The following is a 23,995-nucleotide window of genomic DNA, read 5'->3' on the forward strand; positions in this document are numbered from 1 at the left end:
TGGTGTGGGACATTTCCTCGACCCTGAATTTCGGTCGGCGGGAATCATCATCCCGAGTGAACACGGCCCGCTGGGTGCACAAAAAACTCGGCCACTTTTTTGGTGGCCGAGTCATCCACTGGATCAGGCTGTTATCTGTCCGTTGAAAAGTCCGGGACAGGCATGCAGGCGGAATGGAAACCATCGTGTTTTCAGGTTTCCTGCTCGAGCCAGTCCCGTCTTTCAACAGGCTGCTAAGCAAATGCCTTCTTCAACTCATCTGCTTTATCGGTTGCTTCCCAGGTAAATTCTGGCTCGCTGCGTCCGAAATGACCGCCATGGGCCGTGTGTCGGAAAATCGGACGACGCAGCTGCAGGTGATTAATAATTCCCTGTGGATTCAATGGGAAGATCTGCTGAACCACCTCTCCGAGCTTTTGTTCGCAAACCTTTGCTGTACCGAAGGTGTCAACGCGAACGCTCACGGGAGCAGCAACGCCAATCGCGTAAGCGAGCTGAACTTCACATTCGTCGGCAAGTCCTGCGGCAACAATATTCTTTGCAACGTATCGCCCCATGTATGCCGCAGAGCGATCCACCTTGGTTGCGTCCTTACCGGAGAAGGCACCGCCACCGTGACGCCCCCAGCCACCGTAGGTATCAACGATGATCTTTCGGCCGGTCAGTCCTGTATCGCCATGAGGTCCACCAATCACAAATCGGCCGGTAGGATTGATGTGATACTTTGTGTTTGCGTCGATGAGTTCCGCCGGAATGCACTGGCCAATGATGCTGTTCCTGATGTATTCGGCAATTTGTTCCTGAGTCACGTCGTCCGTGTGCTGTGTACTGACAACAATGGCATCGATTCGAACAGGTTTTGCGCCGTCATATTCCACGGTCACCTGACTCTTGCTGTCCGGACGCAACCAGTTTACTTCACCATCAAGTCTGACCTGCGCCAGCTTATTGATGATGCGGTGCGAATAGGCAATCGGAAGCGGCATTAACTCTTCAGTCTGATTGCAGGCATAGCCAAACATCAGTCCCTGGTCGCCCGCTCCGTCTCGGTCCACGCCCTGTGCGATGTCACCGCTTTGGCTGTGGAGTGCCAGAAAGACACGACAGGTATCTGCATTGAAGCCAATATCGTCACTCGTATAACCGATTTCGCGAATGACCTTGCGGGCAACACCCACGTAATCGACTTTCGCCTGCGTGGTGATTTCGCCGGCCAGGACAACCAGATCCGTCGTGCAAAGGGTCTCACAGGCGACGCGAGACATCGGATCCTGTTCGAGCAAAGCATCCAGAATGCCGTCCGATACCTGATCGGAGACCTTGTCCGGATGTCCCATACTGACGGATTCACTAGTGAAGAAGTAGTTGGCCATCTTCCGAAGCACCTGACCTGACTGAAATGAGAGTCTGACAAAACGGATACTCGCACCGTGCGTGCATCATCTTCCACGACCGCCGGTTTGACAGCAAATTCGCGATGAACTTAGCTTGTACGGCACCGCATCCTCGTGGACCCAATGCCATACAAGCCGCGAAGTCTAGAGCAGCCGGAAACCGGCAACAACAGTGTCCTGGATACGAAACACTGCTGGTGCCGGAATTCCCGTATTTCGCTCAATCAAACCGTGATTTCAGGGACGACATACGGCTCACGGTACTGTCGCTTCAGAAGCGCGTTGGCTGCTTCGGCGTGTTCACCCACGAACCGTTCTGACGCGATATCCAGATTCAGCATTGGACTGAGCCGAATTCCCTTGTCAGCAAAACTCAGGTTGTAGGCCCCGAGATGCTCTTTCATTTCCTCCAGCAAACTTCCCCAAACGCCGTGGTCGCCCGTCACCGACGCCGCGTTTTCCGCATTCCAGGCAGAACCTGTCTGGAATGCGATGTTTGCAAGATTACACCACCCAGTCGAATGGTGACCAATTTGAACATCCGTATTCAGCGATGAAGTATCCCGACTGCGCACAGAATCAATGAAATTCTGCTGGTGAATTCCATTCCCGCTGTTGCCTTTGAATCGGCGGATCTCTTTGCCATTCTGATCGAACGCTACGCCTGCCCCGCGTTGTCCCTCGAAACGGCCACCTTCGCAGTACACGACATAGCCACTGCCCGGCCCGGGACATTTCGGAGACTTCCGCTCTTTTGGCCCTGCGGGAAGGTTCGTCAGCCCGATGACGACAGGTATTACTCCGGTGTCAAAATAGACGAAATGCACATTCGGCGACTCGCCGGCATCGTTCCAGACCATACGTCCGCCACCGCCGAGAATTCGCTTCGGCACCGTGACTTTGTCCAGAAAGACGTTATTACGAACATCATCAAGAACATGCACGCCCCAGTTCCCCATTTCACCGGAACCGGTATTCCAGTCCCAGTGCCAGTCGTACTGAAGCTTGTCTCGGAAGATTGGACGGTCCTGGGCGGGGCCGAGCCACAGGTCATAATCGACCGATTTGTCAATTGGCAGCGGCGTATCTCTCTTTCCGATGGGCCCGCGCACTCCGTATCGATTCACTCGGGCAGATACAAGATTCCCCAGAGCTTTCTCCTCATGAAGGAACGCCTTAATCTGCGCCTGCATTGGATCCGAACGCTGCTGCGTTCCGACCTGACAGACCCGATTATACTTGCGAGCGGCATTAACCGTCTGCTGCCCTTCCCACTGGCTGTGCGAAAGTGGTTTTTCCACATACACATCCTTACCGGCCTGCATCGCCCAGATCGCCGCCAGACAATGCCAGTGATTGCAAGTTGCAATGACAACTGCATCTACCGAATCGTCGTCAAGCAATTTCCTGAGATCCTGATAGAGCCGAGCCCTGGGGAATCGTTCCCCCGCCTTTCCAACGCGTCCTTCATCCGGATCGCAGAGCCCTCCGACGGTGATTCCGGCAATGCTTGAGAACGCTCCCATATGTTCATTCGCGCGGCCTCCGCAGCTGATGAACCCGATGTTGATTTCATCAACAGCGGACACAGCCCGTGCCGCGGAAGGAAACGAAAACGCCGCGGCAGAAGCTGCTGCGCTTGCCAGAAAACCTCGTCGACTGGTGGAACTCATGTAGGATTTGCTCCCGTGTCAATGATCCTGGGGTAATTCTGTGATCGAATCGCAATTTGCTCGGTTGGCCCGGAGCGTCAATCCGAAGAACAAGTGCGAATCCGAACAATACGACGCCCGTCGGTCAAGCCGAGCCGGTCAATATTCGGGCGGCCAGGCTCATTTCAGCCAATACATCCGGGGGGATGCATCAAAGCACGGACGAAAGCCCCCGGGACATCAACGGAGCGATGGTGATAATGCCCGAAATTTAAGCGTTCGCAGGCTCCCCGAAAGGAACAAAAAACGCCTCGTAGTTTACGAGGCGTTTTGCAAGAGCCAGGCAGATCAATGGGCTGATGCGTCATGTTGATGCTGTGTACATCATGTGGTAATCGAACTGCGACTCTGCGCCAATTGCAACATGAATGATTGCAGCCGTGAAGCCATCTCGTTGCCGTTAGGAGCCAGTCCCGCCATGATCATTGCGTTGGCGTGCAGCTGGCGGCCACATTCCCTGATGAATTCAGCATTATCAGAGTTCACTGCAATTTCAGACAAACGCCTGATCAGGGAGGAATTTGGATTCACTTCCAGGATCATTTTGGCCATCTCAAATTCGGGTGTGTTCATCCGAAGCACTCGCTGCATTGTGGTGCTCATCGATCCCTGAGCATTAACCAGGCAGCAGTCACTTTCGGTGAGCCGTTCGGATTTTCGAACATCCTGTACCTGTTCACCAAGCGATTCCTTCAGGATTTCAATCAGACGGTCAAACCCGGAAGGCACCTCGGTGCTTTCTTTGCTTCCTTCCTCCGACTGATCTTCGCCGTCCGCCGCCTTCTTTTCCGGAAGTTTCAGATCGGCCGAATCGACGGACACCAGATCTCGTTCCGCGAATGAATTCAATGTGGACAGAATGTATTCATCCGCTGGATCTGTGAGCAGAAGTACCTCAAGATTTCTGGAGCGGAAGATTTCCAGGTTCGGATCCCGAAGGACACTCGTCGCATCTGTCCCGGTCACGAAATAGATCTGCTTTTGTTCTTCCGGAGCTCGATCGCAGTATTCCTGCAGTGAAACAAGCTTGCCGGAATCTGTCGAATGCGTGGATGCAAATCGAAGCAGTTTTGCCAGTCGGTCCCGGTTGTCAAAGTCCGATCCGACACCCTCCCGGAGAATCATTCCGAATTCTCGATAGAACGTCTGATATTTGTCGGCATCCTCTTCGGCGAAAGAGTCGAGGTGGTCCAGAACCTTCTTTGTGATGACCTTCTGCATCTTGCGGAAGACCGTATTGTCCTGCAGCGCTTCGCGAGAAACATTCAACGGCAAATCGGCCGAATCTACAATTCCCCGGAGGAATCGCAGATAGTCCGGAAGCAAATCACGGTTGTCATTCTGAACCAGAATTCGCTTCGCGCACAAATGGAGCCCATGATCGGAACGACCAAAACCCATCTTTTCGAGATTGGTTTCCGGGCTGTAAAGAATGCTGTGGAACTGAAATGGCGAATCCGCCGACAGATGCAGGTGCCAAAGCGGTTTTTGACCCGGAAAGTGCGTCAGATATTCATAAAAATTCTGATACTGCTCTTCCGTAAGGCTGTTCCTGGGCTCCACCCAGATCGGTGGCTGGTTGTTGATATGTTCGTCCTGCACATAGATGGCATGCGGCACGAATGTTGAGTACTTCCGGAGGATGTACTTCAGGCGAATCGGATCGGTGTACTCATCGAGATCCTTCTTCAAATGAAGTCGGATCGAAGTCCCGCGTTCGACAGGTTCTGTTGCTTCGGTGATTGTGTAACTTCCGTCGCCGGTAGATTCCCAGACCCAGCCATTCTCCTCCTTGTGACTGCGTGTAATGACTTCCACGCGATCTGCCAGCATGAACGCCGAGTAGAAACCAACGCCGAACTGACCAATCAAATGCAGACTGGAATCTTTCGATTCCGTCTGTTGTGCGTTCCTCAGGAAGTCGAGTGATCCGCTGCGAGCAATTGTCCCGAGGTTTTGTGTCAGTTCGTCGCGTGTCATACCGACACCGTTGTCACGGATCGTCAGTACTCGGGCCTCTTTGTCCGGGTCCAGTACAACTCGAAGGTCAGATGCGTCACCCGTGACGTCGGACGTAAGTGTCAAATATCGAAACTTGTCCAGAGCGTCCGAAGCATTGCTGACAAGTTCACGAATTGTGATCTCACGATTCTGATACAGCGAATGTGAGAGCAAATGCAGAAGTTGTTTGATCTCTGCCTGAAACGAGTACTGCGTCTTCTCCGCTTGTTCCGTCATTTCCAAACACCTGACTTTGTTCGAGATTTGGTAGATCCCCGGCGTGAGCCCGGACGAACCGAAAACCGGTGCTGCCACAATGTAGCAATGCACGTGCCAGTCATTTTGGCAGGCTGCCGCCGAACCGTTGCCCTGCAGACGGCAGTGTTCTCAGCGAGTGCCGGCGGAATGACGTTCGCCAGCCGCCGAATCGCAACTGTCGGATTGCGAAGACCGCAACAAAAAGAAAAACGGCGTCCCCCGATTTCAGGCGGGGAACGCCGTCGTTAAGTGTGAGCACCACAATCAGCCTGTCCATTCTCGGAACACCGGAAAGGACCGATGATGGATTCCCGAAAAGAGGCCTATGACTAGTCCAGCATCTCCAGCAACTGATGGATGCTGGCGGCAAAGCAGTCCTGAATCACTTCGTCCGGCTCAGCCTGGTCAGCTTGTAACCTGGCCAGGGGATTGCCAGTGGTTGTGCCAGATTCCGGATCAGGACGGTCGGCAGCATCGGTGGGTTCGGGGGAATTCAACGATGCCAATTCCTTAGCCTCCTCCCGAATGAGTCGACTTTGTTCGCGGAGATTGGGCGACAAACTGACGAGTAATTCTTCAAGCTCAACAGTCTTCGAAACTGCGGCTACGTCGAAAGATTCGTGAGTACTATAAGCGGTTACAAATCCTTCCGAAGTAATCGAACGTACCCAAACTCGATATGCGCCAGGTAATGTTGTGGGTATCACCACTGAGGTTTCAGTCGTTCGCCATTCGTCATCGAAGGTTCCCCCCTCAAATTGCCTGCGGACCCGGAACTCATACTCTGCCACCCCGGCCACCGGCGCCCATGAAATGGTCGTCTGGGAATTGACCTGAATCGGCGTATTGATGACTGGTATGAGGTTCGGAACGGTGAGACTTGCCGCATGACTCCAGCCACTGTTGACTCCATTTCCGTCTTTAGCCCGCACCCAGAATGTATAAATCCCAATGTCGCTCGTAGTAAAGAGCGCACTTGTGGCTGCGGTGTTGAATTGACTGATCAATGTCTCGCCGTTGACATCTGATCGGTAATAGAAGTCGTAGCTGGCAGCACCCGTGACCGGTGTCCACGTGACGGTCGTTAGATTCTGCAACGGAATGGGAGTGTCGATTTGGGGGATGCCGCCGACGTTAAATGTCTGCCGATTGCTCCAGAGCCCTTTGCCACCAGCTGTCAGATTTGGACGGACCCACCAGTGATAGGTCCCGGGACCGAGGTCAGAAACGGGTGACCACGTTGTGCCGGAGAGTTCCGTCGGATTTGCGATGACCGAAGAATTTCGCTGGAGCCAGAAGTCGTAGGAACTTACACCAGCAACGGACGTCCATTCAAATGTTGGTGCAACTTCGAATGTGGGGTAAATGGGACTGACCGCAGCCGGACCCACATAAATCTGAGCAAATGAGGACCAGCCGCCGTAAAAACCGTCGCTGCTGATGCCTCGAACCCAGTATCGGTAAACACCGACTTCCAAATTGGATCCAGGAGTGAAGCTGTTTGTCCCGGTGGTTGTGTGGATGACTTCGGGCGTGCCGGACGTTTGATTATTTACCCAGATTTCGTAGTTCAACGCCCCCGGCAGTTCGTCCCACGTGAAGGTTGGCATTGAGCTGCTGGCATAGTACTGCTCGGGCGTGTTTGAAATGGACGCCGCGGTATTGATTCGCAACCCTTGTGGAATACTCCAGGGTCCGCGAACGTTGGCATCCGAAATCCCCTGAACCCAGACTCTGAAACGTCCAATCCCAAGATCGATATTCGGGGTCAGACTCGTTTCACTGGTTCGCATTCGAAAGACGGGCGTTTGCGGCGTCAGCGTATTTGAGATAAAGACGTCGTATTCTGCCGCATTCAGAGCAGAGTCCCATGTGATCGTGGGACGCAAATTCGTCGTCGTTGTCGGGTTTGCTCCGGTCAGCACCGGACGATCCGGCACCAGATTGGTCTGGCTGACCTGCTCAAGTGTGTAGCTGCCAACGCGAAATGTTTCTTCAAATAGCGGCTCACTATTGCCATATCCTTCGACCACCAGGTAGTACCTTCCTGATGCGGGCGGTGTAAACACCAACTCAGAATACAGTTCGCCGTTCTCACCGTTATTGGCGTCGTCATTATCGTCAAGCAGTGAGAAACTACTGTCGTAAACCGACAGAATCGTATCGAGCAGCGTCCCGGCATTCGTCCGAAACGTGTACTCCTTACTCTGCGAAAGATCTACTGCGAACCAATCCTGGTCCTCGGTGACTTCGATGTTGCCGGCAATGGGGGATGTGCGATCCCATTCTGTCGCGTCGCTCGATGACAACCCGTTTCCGTGATCATCACCGGTGACCGCGACGTCAGCAATCTGTGTGATGGAATAGCTTCCAAAGGTCGAACTGGCGTTGAACGCCTGGATGTAATAGGTGCCTGTATAAGACGTCGATACCGTGACCTGAGTCGACCACGTATCCGCAAGCCAATCCCCCTCGGCCAGGATGTCTCCTGAGGAATCAAGAACATAAATGATGGTCAGATTGTCGGATTGCTCATCCCCGTCATCCGCCTGAAACGTATACTGCCGACCGGTCTCCAGTTCGACAGCAAAATAGTCTTCACTATCTGACAGGGCTGCTTCGAACTCTCCGGAAACGGCACCGGTTCGGTCCCAGAAAGTTGCGCTGCCCGTATCGTTGCCGTGATCATCCGTCACAGCTGGCGGGTCAATCAGATTTGTTGTTGATCCAGTGGAGCTGAAGATCTCTGCATCACCGACACCGGCCCAGGGCCCCGTGTAGTTAAACGCAGACAAGGTGAAATCAACAATGCCCGTCCCGTTCGTCGCTGCTAACAATTCGTCATAAATTGTTGAATCAGGGCCGACGGGAGCCGTGAGCTGAAAACGGCTGGGATTGGCAGCAGTTGACGTGGAAGTACCGTTCGTGTCAATGTCCAGATAAACCCGCAGCAGACTACCCGTTGCGATGGCCGTGCCATTGTTGTAAACGGTGATTGTCGGGTCATCATTCACGCCGTCAGGCGTATAGATCTCGTTGGCGATGCCGTCGCTTAATCCATTGTCAAACGTGGACAGCGTCAGCACTTCGACTGGATTGTTCACATCGGAACTTCCAAAATCGAAGGTCAGATTGCCCGGGATGCCGGTCACAGCAGAAGTTGCCGGAAGCCCGACCAGCGAAGTGACTTCACCAAAACCATATCGAATGATGGTGAACGGTGCGTTGTTTGGATCGGTGTCACCAAAAAAACGTTCCGTTGGGTGCAGGTCACTCGCGACGGTTGTGTAGTCGAATCCAAAGGAAGCAGCGAGCAATGCTCGCGTCTCCAGAGCCTCGTTTAATGCTGCCATTGACGAACGGCGACGACGATTGACGGGGCGATTTCGAAAACGTGACAGAAACGTATTCAACAACATTGGCAAACCTTTTCATGACGATAGCGCAAGTTTTTCAGCGACAGTTCCGGAGGTGAATATTCAACTTTATCTACGGCCCTTGGAGTCCAGCACAGTTGCATCGCGATCGTGGCCCCGAACGAATGGGATACCTTACGTACTGCCGCAAGTCATGGACAGTGTGTACTGTCGAAACCCTGCAAATTGCCAGGATTCGCGCAAAACGCCTTCGACAGCCGGTTGAAAGCAGGATGAAAGCGATAAAGATCCGTTCACCAGGGTCATTATCTCAGGCTGCCACGGGACGATCGATTCGCTGGGGCGTCGTGGGCCTTCTTTCAGCAACGGGTAACGGCAGGGGATCCGCAGACATCAAAATGGCGGCGCGTCAAATTCGTTTGACGAGGGCTGAGAACGCGGGTTCTGTGCGAAACCCGGTGCCGTTGCAGTTCCTGGAACAGCTGGTTTCATCGGAACCAGACTGGGCCGCTGCTCATCTTCCCCAATTCGCTCTTCCTGAAGCTCAGCCCCCGGATCCTTTTGCATCTCAAACAGGAAGCGTGAACACACAGATTCGCGCCGCTTGCCCCATTTCATGCGCGATCCCGCGCGTGTGAGCGTCAGGTGGTCCATGGCCCGGGTAACACCCACATAAGCGAGACGTCGTTCTTCGGCAATGTCTTTCTCGAGATCACTTTCAATACTTCGCTTGTGAGGCAGAATGCCCTCTTCCATACCCACGAGGTAGACCCGGGGGAACTCCAAACCCTTTGCGGAATGCAGCGTCATGAGACGGACGGAATTGTCCGAAAGTTTTTCGTCTTTGTCATTCTGCTCATCGCGGTCCATCAAAGCGGTTGTTTCCAGAAACCCCCCAAGTGTGGGATCCGGTTCTTTCTCAACGTATTGCCCGATACTGTTGATGAATTCTTCCAGAATATTCCTGCGTGTTTCCTGTTGCGTTTCCTCTTTGTACTGTTTTGCGATCTCGGCTTCGTAATTAATCTCTTTCAACAGACGCCGAATGATGTCAGCCGCGTCCTTCGGCTGCATCGCCATTTGCTGGGCGTACCGCTGCAGCAGATTGCGGAATCCATGTAGTGCCGTCATTGTCTTCGTCGGAATAATGCCGGCCGCCTGGGCCTCCGGAAGTACCTCCCAGAACGGCACTCCTTTTTTGACGGCCATCTGAATGATCTTCTCAACGGTTCCCGCACCGATACCACGCGTCGGTGTGTTGATAATGCGCAGCAGCGAGACTTCGTCCCGTGGGTAACAGATGGCTTTCAAATACGCGAGCAGATCTCGAATCTCCCGACGATCAAAAAATGACTGGCCCCCCACCAGCATGTAGGGAACTTTCAACCTGCGCAGTTCCTGCTCGAAGATGCGGGGCTGTTCGTTGGTGCGGAACAGTATGGCCACCTGTCGCGGCATCACGCCCAGTTCGGTGGTGAGGTATGCGATTTCGCGCACGACGTTTTCAGCTTCCGCAGTTTCGTCATCAAAAACCATGATTCTTACGGGAGTCCCTGACTTCTTGTGAGGAATCAGAGTCTTGTCGTGACGCTGCCGATTGTGTTTCACCAGTCGATTCGCGCAGTTCAGGATCTGATCCGTGCACCGATAATTATTCTCCAGCCGTACAGTGCGTGTCCCGGGAAAGTGATTCGAAAAATTGATGATGTGCTCGACTTCGGCCCCGCGCCATCCATAGATGGACTGGTCATCATCACCGACAACACAGATATTCCGGTGGCCACTGACCAGGTTCTCGACCAGCTTAAACTGCACGCCGTTCGTGTCCTGGTATTCGTCGATCTGCACATGGTCGAATTTCGCCTGCTGGCGGCGAAGGACACCCGGATGTTCTTCAAAAAGTCGAACGGTCAGGAGCAGCAGGTCGTCGAAGTCCACTGCACCGCTCGCGCGAAGTTGTTTCTGATAGCGACGATAGGCCATCGCCGCCAGAAAGTCGAAGTCCGCTTCCACATGATTGCTGGCCTCGGATTCGACAACCCCCATCATTTTCCATCGACTGATGCGATTCAGCAGGTCGCCTGGTCGCATCGCACCGTCGCCAACCCGAATGTCCCTTAACGCGGTTCGTGCAGCAGATTCCTGATCCCCACGGTCGTAGATGACAAATCCCTTGGGATAACCCAGCGCTTCAATTTCTTCACGCAGAACACGAACGCAGTATGAGTGAAACGTAGAAACTACCGGACGTTGCTTTGAGCCGCGGTTCAGCAGTTTCAGCGCGCGTTCACGCATTTCCTTTGCGGCTTTGTTGGTGAACGTCACCGACAGTATCCGATCCGGTCGGATGCCATGCTGGATAAGGTTTGCCATCCGGTAGGTGATGACACGCGTCTTACCGGTACCCGCACCCGCCAGTACCAGCAACGGGCCGGAAACGATCGAAACGGCTTCCCTCTGCGGGGCATTCAGTCCGGACAGGTTCAACATGAGAAACTAATAATGTGCGAAATTGCGGTGTATTAGCCAACAATCAATGCAATCGAAATGCGACTTTCCATCCATCCGGCGCGCCCGCCATCGAGCGTCGACTTCATTCGCCGGAAGTCGGACAGTGGAACAACTCATGATCCAAGCGACGAATCGATCAGTCTTCGGCGAAGGCACGTTGCCCGGGCGAGATTGCGTTCATTCGATTCCAGCGTTTCGCCGTGCAGTTTCTGAAGATGTGCCGGTTGTGTGTGAACAAAAAGCTCATTCACCGTGGCCATGTCCAGATTGTCAATCAGTCCCAGACGCAACCCCATGCGAATGCTCGAAAGCAGATGCATTGTTTCTTCCGAACTGATGGAACGAGCACTCGTTAAAACGCCAAAGGCTCTTGCCACCTGATCGTGCAAGCTGCCGCGGTTATCCTTCAGAAGCAAATCCCGAACGCGGCGTTCCCAGCTGATAATGTGATTGACGACCTCCATGACGTTGTCCATCAGTTCATTTTCACTGCGGCCCAGAGTGATCTGATTGGAAATCTGATAGAAGTCGCCCATCGCCTGGCTGCCTTCTCCATACAAACCTCTCACCGCAAGATTGATCTTCTGGGCAGCCTGATTGACTTTCTGAATTTCACGCGTCAACCGTAATGCCGGAAGATGAAGCATCACGCTGACGCGGATGCCCGTTCCCACGTTCGTCGGACAGGCTGTCAGGTAACCGAATTGCTCGTGAAAGGCATACGACAGTCCCGCTTCAATCTGATCGTCGAGGGCGTCACATTCCTGCCAGCACTCCTCCAGCGCAAGGCCACTTTGCAGTACCTGGATCCTCAGATGGTCCTCTTCGTTGATCATGATGCTGTGGCGTTCGCCCGGCGAAATAATAACACCTCGCGCACCATCACCCCGGGACAACTCGCGACTGATCAACTGCCGTTCCATCAACAGCTGGCAATCAAGGGTCGACATGGTTTCTACGTTCAGAAACCGCATTGGCTGCCCGTCTGGTGACGTTTTGGCAATCCCGCGGACAAGTTCCACCACCTGATTTCGCGCATCCGGAGACATCCGGTTGATAAATGGAAACCCCGCTATGTTTCTTGCCAGTCGAACGCGGCACGAAATTACGATATCTGATTCTGGACCATCCCCGCGAAGCCATTCACCACTGGTACGTGAGAGCTCTGTCAGGCAAAACCCATTAGAAGAGTCATCCGAACTCAACGAGATATTCCTTCGATAGACACAAGCTTTCCGCGAAATGCGGAAGATTCGTTCAAATTCATGCGTCGCAGACATGATGCGGCGACGCATTGTAGACCGTTTTCATAGCCAGAGAAAGTGGGGAAGAATCGACGGAATTTGAGAGATTCTGAAACGCATTGTCGAAGGATTTCAGCTCATCCAGGCACGCAATTTCCCTGCAAAATTCCCATTGTGCAGTTCGTCACGCCTATCCCATGCGTTCCCGAAATCGTTGCCGGCAAGGCGCTTGCCTTCGACAGCACCTGTCGAGGGGGGAATCCGGATTCTAAAGCGTCCTCAACTTAACTTAACGCTAACAGTCCGATGAAAAATTGGGACAGGCACGCTGGACGGATGCAACCGTCGTGTTCTCAGGTCTCCTGCTCGAGCCAGTCCCATTCTTTAACAGACTATCAAATCAACCAAAGCGGTGGCTCTTGAAGGTGCGTTTCGTCAGAATGACAGAGGATTTCCACACCTACTCACTGGCTGAGAAAGACATGTTTCAGATTACTGACGTCGATGACATTCTGAGAGTTTTTCACGAGCGAGGGAATCGCCACTATGGCGAAGAGGTGTCTGAACTGCAACACGCCCTTCAGGCCGCTGAATTTGCCGGGCAGTTTGGTGAGCCGGAAGGCGTGGTGCTCTCCTGCCTGCTGCACGACTTTGGTCATATGCTGCACGATCTGGGCGAGGAAATTGCCGGTCAGGGAGTTGATGCGCGACATGAAGAGCTGGGAGCAACCCTGCTTGAGAGTCATTTTCCGAAGGAGATTGTCGACCCCATTCGCCTTCACGTTGCCGCCAAGCGTTATCTGTGCTGGCAGGATCCTGGTTACTCAGAAGGATTGTCTCCGTCATCAAAGCTCAGTCTGAATTTGCAGGGAGGTCCCATGTCAAACCTGGAAGCAACAGAATTCGAACGTTTGCCGCACTATCAGCAGGCTGTCCGGGTTCGTCGCTACGACGACATGGCAAAAGTACCCGAAATGCAAACCGCGGATCTGAGCCACTATCGTGCTCTGATAGCGAAATACATGCGATGACACAGCCGTTCATTCCCGGACCCTGACCGGCCGACCAAACATCCGCCTTGCTTTGAGTTGATGCAAGAATTAACACGAATTTTGCATTTTCTTCACATGCGTCTCTGACACTTGCAGACAGGCGCACTCGAGCAGGCGGTGCTGCCCTGGATGCAGCCGACCGACGTGCTGCCAGCCCCGGAAGCTGTCATCGAAGGCGAAGATTCATGACATCGCGCTGGTTCTATAATTTGATGGGCGAATCCTTCGGTCCCGTAGACTGGGCGCAAGTTCAGGAGTTAGTCGAAACGGGTATTCTGGCTACGTCCGATCGTGTATGTGCTGAGAATTCAACCGACTGGCAGACCATCCATCAGGTTGCTGATCACAACTCTGCGCCGAGGGCAACCGACCATTCGCTGGATCTGCAACTGGCAGAGAGTCTCGACGATATTCAGCTTGAACCGGGTCCTTCAACGATTCCTGTAAACGATCTGTCGCAGCAGTTTCATGCAGTGGCAGACCTGGGCTCTGTAGTCGAGTTGACTTCTGTCCAGGCAAAATCCGCTGCAGAAATCCAGTACTACGTGCAGGTCTTTGGAGAAATCCTTGGTCCGGTTTCCCGGCCAGATCTCGGAGAAATGATTGCCGATCAACAGGTGGGCGGAGAAGATTTGGTTCGCGTCGGCAAAGACGGCGCATGGCAACCAATTGAAAAAATGCCGCTCCTGCAGCGTTATCTGTCAACGGCCCCAACAGAGCCGCCCACGCGAAGTGTAAACCAGGTGGATGCAACGCCAGTTGCCCGGGGCGTTTCATCGGCGCTTGCTGATGCCCCCAGGGACAAGGCCGTCCCGAGGAAAGCGGTTACCCAAAAGGCCGTCGCAGAATCGGCCCCGACAAGAGTCCGGACATCAGCACAACCTTCCCGAAAGAAATCAAAGAGGCCGCCAAAGCCGAAATATGATCCCATCATGCAGGAGATCTACGACGAAGTCTTTGCACCGGATGCAACCGCAAAGGCTCCACGGCCGGGACAGAACGAAGCCAGGGTTGCGGCCGCACCCGTAACAACTGCTGCAGGTTCACCAAGGGAAATCGATTCGAGACCTGCTTCAAATCCGACTTCGCCAGCGATCTCCGCCCTGAGTCCAACGCAGACAATGCCGCGCGAAGTTGCAATCCCGGTTCCACCTGCACCCGGGAGAACTGCTCCGTCTTTTCAGCTTCCGGATGGCAAAACCCTTGGCATCGGTGCTGCATTGCTGGGTGTGAGTGGCTTGATTCTGGCGTTTATGATGGGTTGGGTGTCGTTGCCCAGTTTTGGTGGCGGTTCGACCGGTCCGACTGCTGAATCATCGGTTATTGCCTGCTATATGGAGTTCAATGCGTTACCCAATCCCGTCGCGCAAATCGACTGGGTGGAATTTACCGGCACGGTTCAGGGGCGAATTAAACCGTTGATGTCGAAACAAGATGCGGGCACTGATGCATCCGTTATCAAAGCGGCTCAACTACTTCTGGACATTGCCGACAGTCATCCGATTAAAGATGCCGCAAAGATCACCCAATTCTCCACCCAGCTGAAGACGCTGATGGAGCAGATTCGTGGTTAGCGTACCTATCGGCCTCATGTTCCGGTCGACGGAAGTCAGCAGTGATCTGCATCAAAGCCGGCATGAAAGTCCAAATCAAATCTTAACTGTCCGTTGAAGAACCAGGACAGGCACGCAGGCTAGTCCGTCGTCATATCTGAATGCGTTGCCCTGGTGCTGTTTTTGGAAACCAGGGAGTGGCTTTGAAACGTTCAGGGCTTCACGCCAACTCTGACATTGCAGGACATTTTTGCTGCTGCAACGGCCTGCTTTATGTCCTGTAGTGGGTAACAATGCCGCACCACTTCCCGAAACGGGAATCGATCACGGGCAGTCGTTAGGAAATCAACAGCCTGTTGAAGATGTCGAGGAGCATAATTGTGGATCCCCTGGAGCGTCAGATTTCTTCTAACAATACGCTCCATCGGCAGTGAAACAGGGTCTCCCGGAAAAACAGTTCCCACAAGTGTCAGGCAGCCGCCCATTCGCTGGGATGCCAGCAATAACTGAAATACAGTCGCCGCACCGGATAGCTCAATGCCCAAATCGGCACCGTATCCATCAGTGACGGGGGGGATCAGATCGGGCGCTTCTTCAGGCGATATTGCGTGCGTGGCGCCAAATTCCAGTGCTTTTGCCCGACGCTCTGCTTGAGGATCAATGGCAATAATCGTTGCAGCTCAGCGCATAGACGCCATCGCTCACGCCGTCAAACCCAACAGACCTGCCCCCGAGACCAGAACAACCCGATCCGCGACCTGATGGTTCTCCAAAGCAGATGCGATGGTGGCCATCGCGCAACTGGCCGGGCAAATGACTTCCAGCGGCAAATCTTCCGGCAGACGAACGATGGCCGTTCCAGTGGTCAGCAGGCAGTATTTGGCAAGTCCCCCCAGCAATTCCATTCCGAGGCGAAATGCTTCGTGGCCGTATTTCACTGCGTTACTGCATTTCTGCGGCAGGTTCCGCTGGCAGTCAAAGCACTCCCCGCAATTGGCAACAACCGCCGATGCCACTCGATCTCAGATCTTTAGTGATCTTCCTGTGACGTCAGAGGGAGCGAAGTCTGCTCCCCAGTCGAGGACATGTCCGACAATCTCGTGACCAGGGACCGTCGGTACGGGGACCGATCGACGACCGCCAATACTATGAATATCGCTGCCGCACAGAGTACAACCTTCAACTTTGATCAGCACCTGCCTCGGATTTCAGAGATGGCACGACCAGATGCTACAGGAAAATGTTGTCGGAGATTCCGTCGTAGACAGCGGCCAGTGAGGTGGTGTTCATGGATCGGCTGAAATCCTGTCGTGAAGAGGGGGCAAGCCAGTCGTTATCATTGCGGTCATTCAGCCAGTCGCTGCGTCATTTGTGGATGCCGTGGTAACGGTTGACTGTTCAGCCCCGGAATGTTTCGCCGGGAACATAGTGTTGCGAATCGTTTGGTGCGATCCAAAGTATCGACCGCTGAGCAACACGCAGACAAAAGAAACACCACAAGTAAACCAGCATACTGTTTCAAAGAACGGCAGAAAATTCCCCTGCTGGCTCAGAGCACCACGGGCCAGCATACAACCAACGTAGCCCAGGTAACCTGTTGAATCCGCAAGATACATGAGGAACCCAACGTTGCCGCGTTCTCGAGTCATGGCCAGCAGGCGTTCGAATATGGTCGTATGCACTGCAACATACGGCAGGTAGAGTCCCAGTCCAACAAGGACCATGTATGGAAACGCTCCCATACCGCCCATCATCTCACGCCCAAGCAGTGCTGCGGCGATTAATATCAAGCCAAGCAGGCAGGTCCCCAAAGCGATGAAGAATGCCCTGCGATTGTTATGGACAAACACAAGCCCGCCATTAACGGCCATCACGCCAAAGGCGACAAACATCTCTGAGGTCGTGAATGTTGCCGGCGCCGCAGGCTCCCCGAGCCCTTCCCAGATTTCCCGTGCAAAGTCGGCGCGAATACTGCGCAGAATCGTCACCAGCAAATACATCAGTACCAACATCGCAAGTCCCGGGCCGAAACGTCGCATTAACAGCCAGCGATCGTCACGATTCATCTGTACGCGTTCGGACCGTTCCGCAATATCGGCAGAGGATGGGACAGGTGTTCTGGCCAGCATGGAGACACACAAGCAAAGCGGAAGCACAAACAAGCCTCCCGCGGCGGCTGGCATCCAGAACTCGCTCACTCCCTTTTCCAGTAACCATGCGCCGACAGACTTTGTAGCGCCGTCGGCCAGAATGAAACTGGCACAAAGTCCGGCGGACAGGGCCTCTGTGATCCTGCGTCCCTCCAGAAATCCTAGCACCAGTCCAAATACCATGCCCAGTGGAATTCCATTCAGGAACATGAAGACGGCATTCCATGGTGGCGGTACTACTGCAAACATCACCAGCGAAAGTTCGGCAAGGCCAATCAACAACAACAGCATGCGAGCTCGTCGTTCCGGGGCCATTTCCGAAACCACTTTGATGCCGATGAACTTAGATATGGTGTATCCCAGAATCTGCGAAGTCACAAGCAATGATTTGAACGACGTTCCTGAAACCACGGTGGATTCAAATCCTGCCGAAGTAAACGGTTTTCGGAAGGCATACATGCAGAAATAGGTGCCAAACGCAGACATGACAGCCCACAGCGCCCAAAGGTTTCTGCCACGTAACCCACTGACCGAATGATTTGGTTCTGATGACAGACTGCCTTGCATGAAGCATCGTCCACTCTGGAATTAACGCAAACTTCTTCATTGTCGGGCGACGCACGCCGCGCGTTGCAAGTATACTGTCTGCCAGTGATGTTCCCGTTAAGGTTCGATGAGTTTCCCGGGCGATTCAGCAGTGTCGTCGGACGGGCATAGAGATACGTTCAGGAATCCAATGCGAGTTGCAATCGTAGGTGCGGGAATTGTCGGGCTGGCACATGCATGGTCTGCTGCAGAACGCGGCTGTCGCGTCACTGTGTTCGAACGGAACACACGGGCCAGCGGAGCATCGATCCGCAATTTTGGAATGGTTTGGCCTATTGGGCAGCCTGCGGGAGCATGTTACGAGACCGCAAGTATCAGCCGCGCTCGCTGGTTATCGGCCGCTGAGAAGGCTGGTATCTGGGTGAACTCCTGCGGTTCGATTCACCTTGCGCACCGAGATGACGAGTGGGCAGTGCTGCAGGAATTCGCCTCAAAAGCAGATTCACTGGGCATCGAATGCGAGCTGCTGACGCCGCAGCAGGTTCACTGCAATACACCTGCAGCAAATCCGGAAGGACTGCTGGGCGGCCTGTTTAGTCCGGCCGAGTTATGCGTGAATCCTCGTGAAGCAACTCGAACCCTTCCTGAATTCCTGCGGGAACAACTTCATGTCGCTTTTCACTTCAACACGTATGTCCGTCACATTGAATGCAGTGAGTCAGCAGTATCCGTTGTCGCTTCGAACGGACTTAGGAATGAATTCGACCGGGTGATCGTTTGTTGTGGTGCTGAACTGCAGGTCCTGTTTCCTGAAGTTCTGCAGCAAGCGGGTTTGAGACTCTGCAAACTGCAGATGATGAGTGTTCGCGGTTACGAAACAGAGTGGAAGTTGGGACCACATCTTGCCAGCGGCCTGACGTTGCGGCATTATCAAAATTTCGATGTTTGTGACGGCCTTCCGGGACTAAAGCAGCGGATTGCTGATGAAACTCCGGAACTGGATTTGTTTGGCATCCACGTCATGGCATCACAGAACAACCATGGTGAAATTATACTGGGCGATTCCCACGAGTATGATGCGAACATCGACGCCTTTGACAAGACATTGATCGATAACCTGATCCTGCGGGAACTGAAAAAGATTCTGCGTCTTCCCGACTGGACGATTGCTGAACACTGGCACGGTATTTACGCCAGGTATTCGAAGGCCCCCGTCTTCGAATCGAGTCCGATGCCCGGCGTGCATATTGTCACCGGCACCGGAGGAGCAGGAATGACGATGGCGTTTGGTCTCGCAGAACAGCAATGGAAACGCTGGACGTCCTGACATCCATCGGCCCCTCAACCACGCAACAGAATCGTCAAACATTTTCAAAGAGAATAAACCCGTGACGATACTCCATCAGAAAATTAAGGCCGTGCTGTTTGACTGGGCTGGTACGACGGTTGATTACGGAAGCCGCGCACCGACTCAGGTTTTTATTGAGGTCTTCAAACGCCGCGGTATTCAAATTGCCGGAAGCTCGCGGTCCGACGCCGCGTGCCAGGAAGGAGCATATTTCCCTTGTCGCCAATCTGGAACGCGTCTCTGAACTATGGCAGCAGGTACATGACCATCCGCCGACAGATGCTGACGTGGATGTGATGTATGTAGATGTGATGTATTCTGAATTTCTATCGCTGCAAAAACAAATTCTGGCTGACCATTCCGATGTTATCACCGGCGTGGCCGATACCATTCAGTCCCTGCGGGAAAGCGGTATCAGGATTGGATCCTCAACAGGCTACACGCGAAGCTCATGGAGGTCGTCATTCCCATCGCAGCGTCGCAGAATTATTCGCCCGATGTTGTCGTTTGTTCGGACGATGTCCCGGCAGGCAGGCCGGCGCCCTGGTCCAATCTTAAAGCAGCCCAGCTGCTGGATGTCTATCCCATGAACGCCATCACGGTCGTCGACGACACTCGTGTCGGAATCGAGGCGGGATTAAATGCAGGGATGATTACTGTGGCCGTATCTTTAACGGGGAATGCCACTGGGGCTTTCAGAGGATGAGGTACTTCAATTGCCCGCAGGCGAACTCGATTCTCGTCTGCAGTCGGTTGAATCCGCTTTCATGGCTTCCGGAGCCCACTTTGTGGTTCGATCCGTCGCGGACATCCCTACGCTGTTGAGAAGATCAATCCTGCTGACATTGCCTGAAGGCTGGTTCCCGGCGTTGTCTTCACCAGTGCAGCCCCTGTGGCTATGTCAACGGTGAGTGATTGCGCGCAACGCTACCCAGGAAGTTACTCGGAGTCTACTGTAGCCCGGTTGCCCGTCTGCTCGTAGGATTCGTCAGGATTCATGTAGCGTTTCGGAGAAATCTTTGGTCCTCGCAGCACTTCTTCGGTCACTTGTTCGATGCGAAGCAGCTGTTCGCCGAGATGGTTGATCCGGCGAGAGACATCATCGTTGTTTTGCTCAATGCCGCCAGAGACAAGGTTGATCACTCCCAGGAATAACAGCATCTGAGCGACGGTTGTCACCAGCCAGCCTGTGGGAGTGTATTCTGCAATCCCGCCAAAGTGGCCGTAGATGACCATCGCCGTACCGATCGTTAACCCAAGCACTCCCAGGTAAGCGAGGAACTGCCCTGTCATCGATGTCAGATTGCTGCGCTTTGGAGATGTTATCTGAAAATGCGGGCCGCGCGGCATGCTGCCATGTGCCTCGTCGATCAATCTGTGCTTCGGGCGAGTGTGGGTTCGTGTTCGAGATCCATCTGTCTGCAATACGTCCTGAGGCGTTTCGGCCGCGTCAATTCGAAATCGCCTGGCGGACGCAGACGTCGGCGAGTTTGAGACTGGCGATGCGGTCTCGTCCGTTTCCTGACGCTCCGAGCCGTCAGGCTGCTCGGTGAATGAGTACGGCGGTTTGACGGGGCTTCCGGAGCGTTCGGCATCTCCACCGGGCTGATCTAATCGATATTTTCGGCTCACGTTCACCGGTCCTGATAACTTATTAGACGAGACAAACTGTCCTGGAAGGCGTTTCACCGAGGGCCGTTTTCCCTGCGGCTGGCGTGCGGGACGCTTGATAATTCTTTTCGTCGATTCCGGAGCTGCGATTACTGCCGGAAACGGTGATTCTTCGGTGATGAATCCAGAGACAACCGATTCATCTTGAGCAGCAGTTGCTGACACCTTTATGGAACGTTCGGATCGATCCGGCTCGGCAGTCTGAGTCGTCTTTTCAGCCTGATCGTACCTCACGAAATGCGAATTCTGCGAAGTCGGTGTTCTATCGGGATTGTCCAGGACCGTTGGGCCGGAAACGCCTTCAGCTTCAAATGCGGGGACACTGTGTTCACTTCGGTCGAATTCCGGCTCTCGACGATCGTCGGTCCGCTCGCAGGCAACGACTGGCTCTTCACAGGATGAATCCTCGGCAACTTCCGAGGCCTGCTTCTCCGGAGGTACTGAATTGCTTTCCGGAGAGACATCGCCCCCTTCATACTCGTAGTCATCCGTCGCGGAAACATCAACCGTCGTTGTCAGCCAGGGCGGTGGCATGAGTGGATGATTGCGGTGCAGAGCCGCGATCGGCTCGGCAATGGGTCCCCCGGACTGGCGGGTTATCGCGGGTTCGTCGCCATGAATTTGGTTCGAATGATCTCCGTGTGATGTGCTGGTTTCCTGAATCTTTCGATCGAGTTTTGCGTGTCGTCCGTCATGCGGATCGGAAACGGTTTCGGGTGACGGCCCCATATGACCATTCGAAGTTCGGGCAACCCAGTTCTCGTGCTGCTGCCCCGAGTGAGTTTCAATGTCTTGTGCGATAGTCACCTGTGATGATTCAGCTCCGCCCGACGTTGCAGGGCTGACGTGGTCTTTAGCTGATGCCGTTGTATTATCGAGGGAGGCGATCAGAGTTTTCGAGCGACCGTCTCCGGTATGGGGGATTCTGTCCGGCGGAGAGTGAACGTCCGGTTCAGGAGTGCTGGATTCGGAATGACGATCCACTCGAACGGGTTGATCGATGTCAGATCGAGACGTTTTACTTGCCCAGACCAGAGGAGGCAGGGCCTCGGTAGAATGGATTTGATCCAGAATATCACTGGACTTCCAGCGATCGAGTATCTCTCTCGCTTTTCGAATCGAATCGTCGACCAAAGGAGCGTGCAGGACCACACCGCAGTTGGAACATCGCTGCAGCGATCCATGTACGGTCGAAACGGGAGTGACTTCGGATTGGCAGCGGTCACACCACATGCCTGTCAGGATTCCATTCTTCGAAACAAAGCCGATCCATGCTCATCCAAATCCATTGGATGTCGAGAGGCAGCGAATTGCCGCCGGTAGGGACGAGGGTCTCACAAAGACATTCATCTCGCGCCGCAGAAAAACGCAGTGTAAGTTCTAACTCAGCAAGTGTTTTTGCAACAAGGCCAGTTCGCCGGGGAGTGATCGTTTGCGACGCGATTGAGGAGATTGGGGATCCGACGCAGCTGCCTGTTTCTGCCGAACCCCAATTCTTCTTATTCAGCGCAAATGCCCCTGACTCGCCCTGAGTCTCGAGTTTCACCGATCGAGGCGGCGGACACGCCCGCCAGAATTGGTACAAAATTCGCCAGCCGCCGCAAGTCTCTCTAAAATCTGCCGCGCAGTTCGAGTTCACCTTACGGAATGACGGGCGGATCCTGTTGTGAGAGCTGCATGGAACTGATGGCTCCTGCAGCGACTATTGCTAGTAGCTTCGCGGTCGCACAGAGCCCTGCACGCGATATGGAAGACCCATAATCCGGAGGAATCCCTCGGCGTCTGTCTGATTGTAATCGCCGCCTTTCTCCATGCTCGCAATTTCTGCGTTATAGAGGCTATTGGGCGATGTTCGGCTGCTGACGCGGATATTTCCTTTATAGAGAGTGAGCCTGACTTCGCCGGTCACTGGCTGTTGTGCTTCACGAATGAAAGCCAGCAATGCATCCATCTTCGCACAATACCAGTGCCCGTAGTACACCATTTCCGCCACAACGGGGCTCATCTGGTCGCGCAAGTGCGTCAGGTCACGGTCCATGGTCATTTGTTCAATGGCACGATGGGCCGCGTACAGCAGTGTCATTCCGGGAGCCTCATAGACACCTCGACTCTTCATGCCAACAAATCTGTTTTCGATGATATCGATCCGGCCCACACCATTTCGACCGCCAATTGTGTTTAACGCTTCGACGAGCTTCGCAGCCGAGAGTGTTTCACCATTCACGGCGACCGGAATTCCGGCTTCAAAGCTGATGGACACAGCCTCCTCTTTGTCGGGGGCTTGCTGCGGTGACACAGTCATGCCAAAGTCAATCACGGTCTCGCCGTCAACTGTTGGATCTTCCAGATCTCCGGCTTCGTAGCTGATGTGCAGGCAATTTTCATCACTGGAGTAGGGCTTACTTGCACTCGCTTTTACCGGGATGTTTTTGGCAGCGCAGTACTGCAGCATCTCTGTTCGCCCCGGGAAGGCATTGCGGAATTCTTCCATGCGCCATGGAGCAATGATTTTCACGGTTGGGTCGAGTGCTTCAGCGGCGAGCTGGAATCGACACTGATCGTTTCCCTTGCCGGTTGCTCCGTGAACAAAAGCCACTGCGCCAACTTCTCGAGCCCGCTGCAGGCAGACCTTGGATATCAGTGGGCGGGCGATTGAAGTGCCCAGCAGATAGATATTCTCATACTTTGCCTGCCACTGAAGCGTTGGAAAAGCGATTTCGCGGCACATTTCTTCCCGTGCATCGACCAGTTCTGAAGACTTGGCCCCTATGTCAAGAGCCTTCTGCAGGATTGCTGCTCGGTCTTCGCAAGGTTGTCCAAGTTCGACGTACAGACAGTGCACATCGTAGCCTTTGTCCTGCAGCCAACCCACCAGCACAGACGTGTCGAGTCCACCGCTATATGCCAAAACTACAGATTCAGCCACGACTTACTTCTCCGGTAGTGGTTGTTTGGTTGAGGAAACCTTCTATGTGCCGAATGGTACCCGGCCATGATTCCGTCGCCACCAAGGAGCTCTGAAAAACCAGATTTCAGAATTGTGATTCCGCGTCGGCAGTTCATCGCCTTCCGCGGACTATTGCATCATGGACACGTGTGCTACTCTTTTGACCTTAGGCTAACCCGGACCCATGTCACGATCTCCCGGGCACGGGGCTGTTGTACACCGGTATTGGAA

At 53.9% G+C, this 23,995-nt stretch carries 13 protein-coding genes and 1 pseudogene; 4 read left to right on the forward strand and 10 right to left on the reverse strand.

Annotated elements, in window-relative coordinates:
• Nucleotides 1–233: 233 nt before the first annotated feature.
• From metK to R3C20_17170, 6 genes are all read right to left on the reverse strand, one after another.
• Nucleotides 234–1,373, reverse strand: a complete 1,140-nt coding sequence (metK, locus tag R3C20_17145; GenBank protein MEZ6042233.1) for a methionine adenosyltransferase — start codon at nt 1,371–1,373, stop codon at nt 234–236.
• A 245-nt stretch (nt 1,374–1,618) separates the two neighbouring features.
• Nucleotides 1,619–3,067, reverse strand: coding sequence for a Gfo/Idh/MocA family oxidoreductase (locus R3C20_17150; protein MEZ6042234.1), 1,449 nt, complete (start codon nt 3,065–3,067; stop codon nt 1,619–1,621).
• Between the two features lie 363 nt (nt 3,068–3,430).
• Nucleotides 3,431–5,344, reverse strand: a complete 1,914-nt coding sequence (htpG, locus tag R3C20_17155; protein ID MEZ6042235.1) for a molecular chaperone HtpG — start codon at nt 5,342–5,344, stop codon at nt 3,431–3,433.
• Between the two features lie 350 nt (nt 5,345–5,694).
• Nucleotides 5,695–8,784, reverse strand: a complete 3,090-nt coding sequence (locus tag R3C20_17160; protein ID MEZ6042236.1) for a hypothetical protein — start codon at nt 8,782–8,784, stop codon at nt 5,695–5,697.
• Between the two features lie 351 nt (nt 8,785–9,135).
• Nucleotides 9,136–11,232, reverse strand: a complete 2,097-nt coding sequence (locus tag R3C20_17165) for a UvrD-helicase domain-containing protein (protein MEZ6042237.1) — start codon at nt 11,230–11,232, stop codon at nt 9,136–9,138.
• A 134-nt stretch (nt 11,233–11,366) separates the two neighbouring features.
• A complete protein-coding gene (locus tag R3C20_17170) occupies nt 11,367–12,548 on the reverse strand; it encodes a protein arginine kinase (protein MEZ6042238.1) in 1,182 nt (393 codons plus the stop codon).
• Nucleotides 12,549–12,979: 431 nt separating this feature from the next.
• On the opposite strand from R3C20_17170, the gene R3C20_17175 reads away from it, so the two are divergent.
• Nucleotides 12,980–13,528 carry an HD domain-containing protein gene (locus tag R3C20_17175; protein MEZ6042239.1) on the forward strand — a complete coding sequence of 183 codons (549 nt, stop codon included), beginning with the start codon at nt 12,980–12,982 and terminating at the stop codon, nt 13,526–13,528.
• Nucleotides 13,529–13,734: 206 nt separating this feature from the next.
• Nucleotides 13,735–15,123 carry a DUF4339 domain-containing protein gene (locus tag R3C20_17180; GenBank protein MEZ6042240.1) on the forward strand — a complete coding sequence of 463 codons (1,389 nt, stop codon included), beginning with the start codon at nt 13,735–13,737 and terminating at the stop codon, nt 15,121–15,123.
• A 680-nt stretch (nt 15,124–15,803) separates the two neighbouring features.
• Here R3C20_17180 and R3C20_17185 read toward each other — a convergent pair.
• Together R3C20_17185 and R3C20_17190 are read right to left on the reverse strand one after the other, a co-directional pair.
• A pseudogene (locus R3C20_17185) lies at nt 15,804–16,298 on the reverse strand (alcohol dehydrogenase catalytic domain-containing protein).
• Nucleotides 16,299–16,451: 153 nt separating this feature from the next.
• The gene (locus R3C20_17190; protein ID MEZ6042241.1) at nt 16,452–17,738 is read right to left on the reverse strand and encodes a DUF5690 family protein; all 1,287 of its coding nucleotides are present in this window, start codon (nt 17,736–17,738) and stop codon (nt 16,452–16,454) included.
• A 250-nt stretch (nt 17,739–17,988) separates the two neighbouring features.
• On the opposite strand from R3C20_17190, the gene R3C20_17195 reads away from it, so the two are divergent.
• Together R3C20_17195 and R3C20_17200 are read left to right on the forward strand one after the other, a co-directional pair.
• On the forward strand, nt 17,989–19,125 hold the full coding sequence (locus tag R3C20_17195) for a TIGR03364 family FAD-dependent oxidoreductase (protein ID MEZ6042242.1): 1,137 nt from the start codon (nt 17,989–17,991) through the stop codon (nt 19,123–19,125).
• 472 nt (nt 19,126–19,597) lie between these two features.
• Nucleotides 19,598–19,852 carry an HAD-IA family hydrolase gene (locus R3C20_17200; GenBank protein ID MEZ6042243.1) on the forward strand — a complete coding sequence of 85 codons (255 nt, stop codon included), beginning with the start codon at nt 19,598–19,600 and terminating at the stop codon, nt 19,850–19,852.
• Between the two features lie 233 nt (nt 19,853–20,085).
• On the opposite strand, the gene R3C20_17205 is transcribed toward R3C20_17200, so the two are convergent.
• The gene (locus R3C20_17205; protein MEZ6042244.1) at nt 20,086–22,050 is read right to left on the reverse strand and encodes a hypothetical protein; all 1,965 of its coding nucleotides are present in this window, start codon (nt 22,048–22,050) and stop codon (nt 20,086–20,088) included.
• 475 nt (nt 22,051–22,525) lie between these two features.
• The gene (locus tag R3C20_17210) at nt 22,526–23,743 is read right to left on the reverse strand and encodes an argininosuccinate synthase (protein ID MEZ6042245.1); all 1,218 of its coding nucleotides are present in this window, start codon (nt 23,741–23,743) and stop codon (nt 22,526–22,528) included.
• Between the last annotated feature and the right edge of the window lie 252 nt (nt 23,744–23,995).

This window comes from Planctomycetaceae bacterium (assembly GCA_041398825.1).
Classification (GTDB): Bacteria; Planctomycetota; Planctomycetia; order Planctomycetales; family Planctomycetaceae; genus F1-80-MAGs062.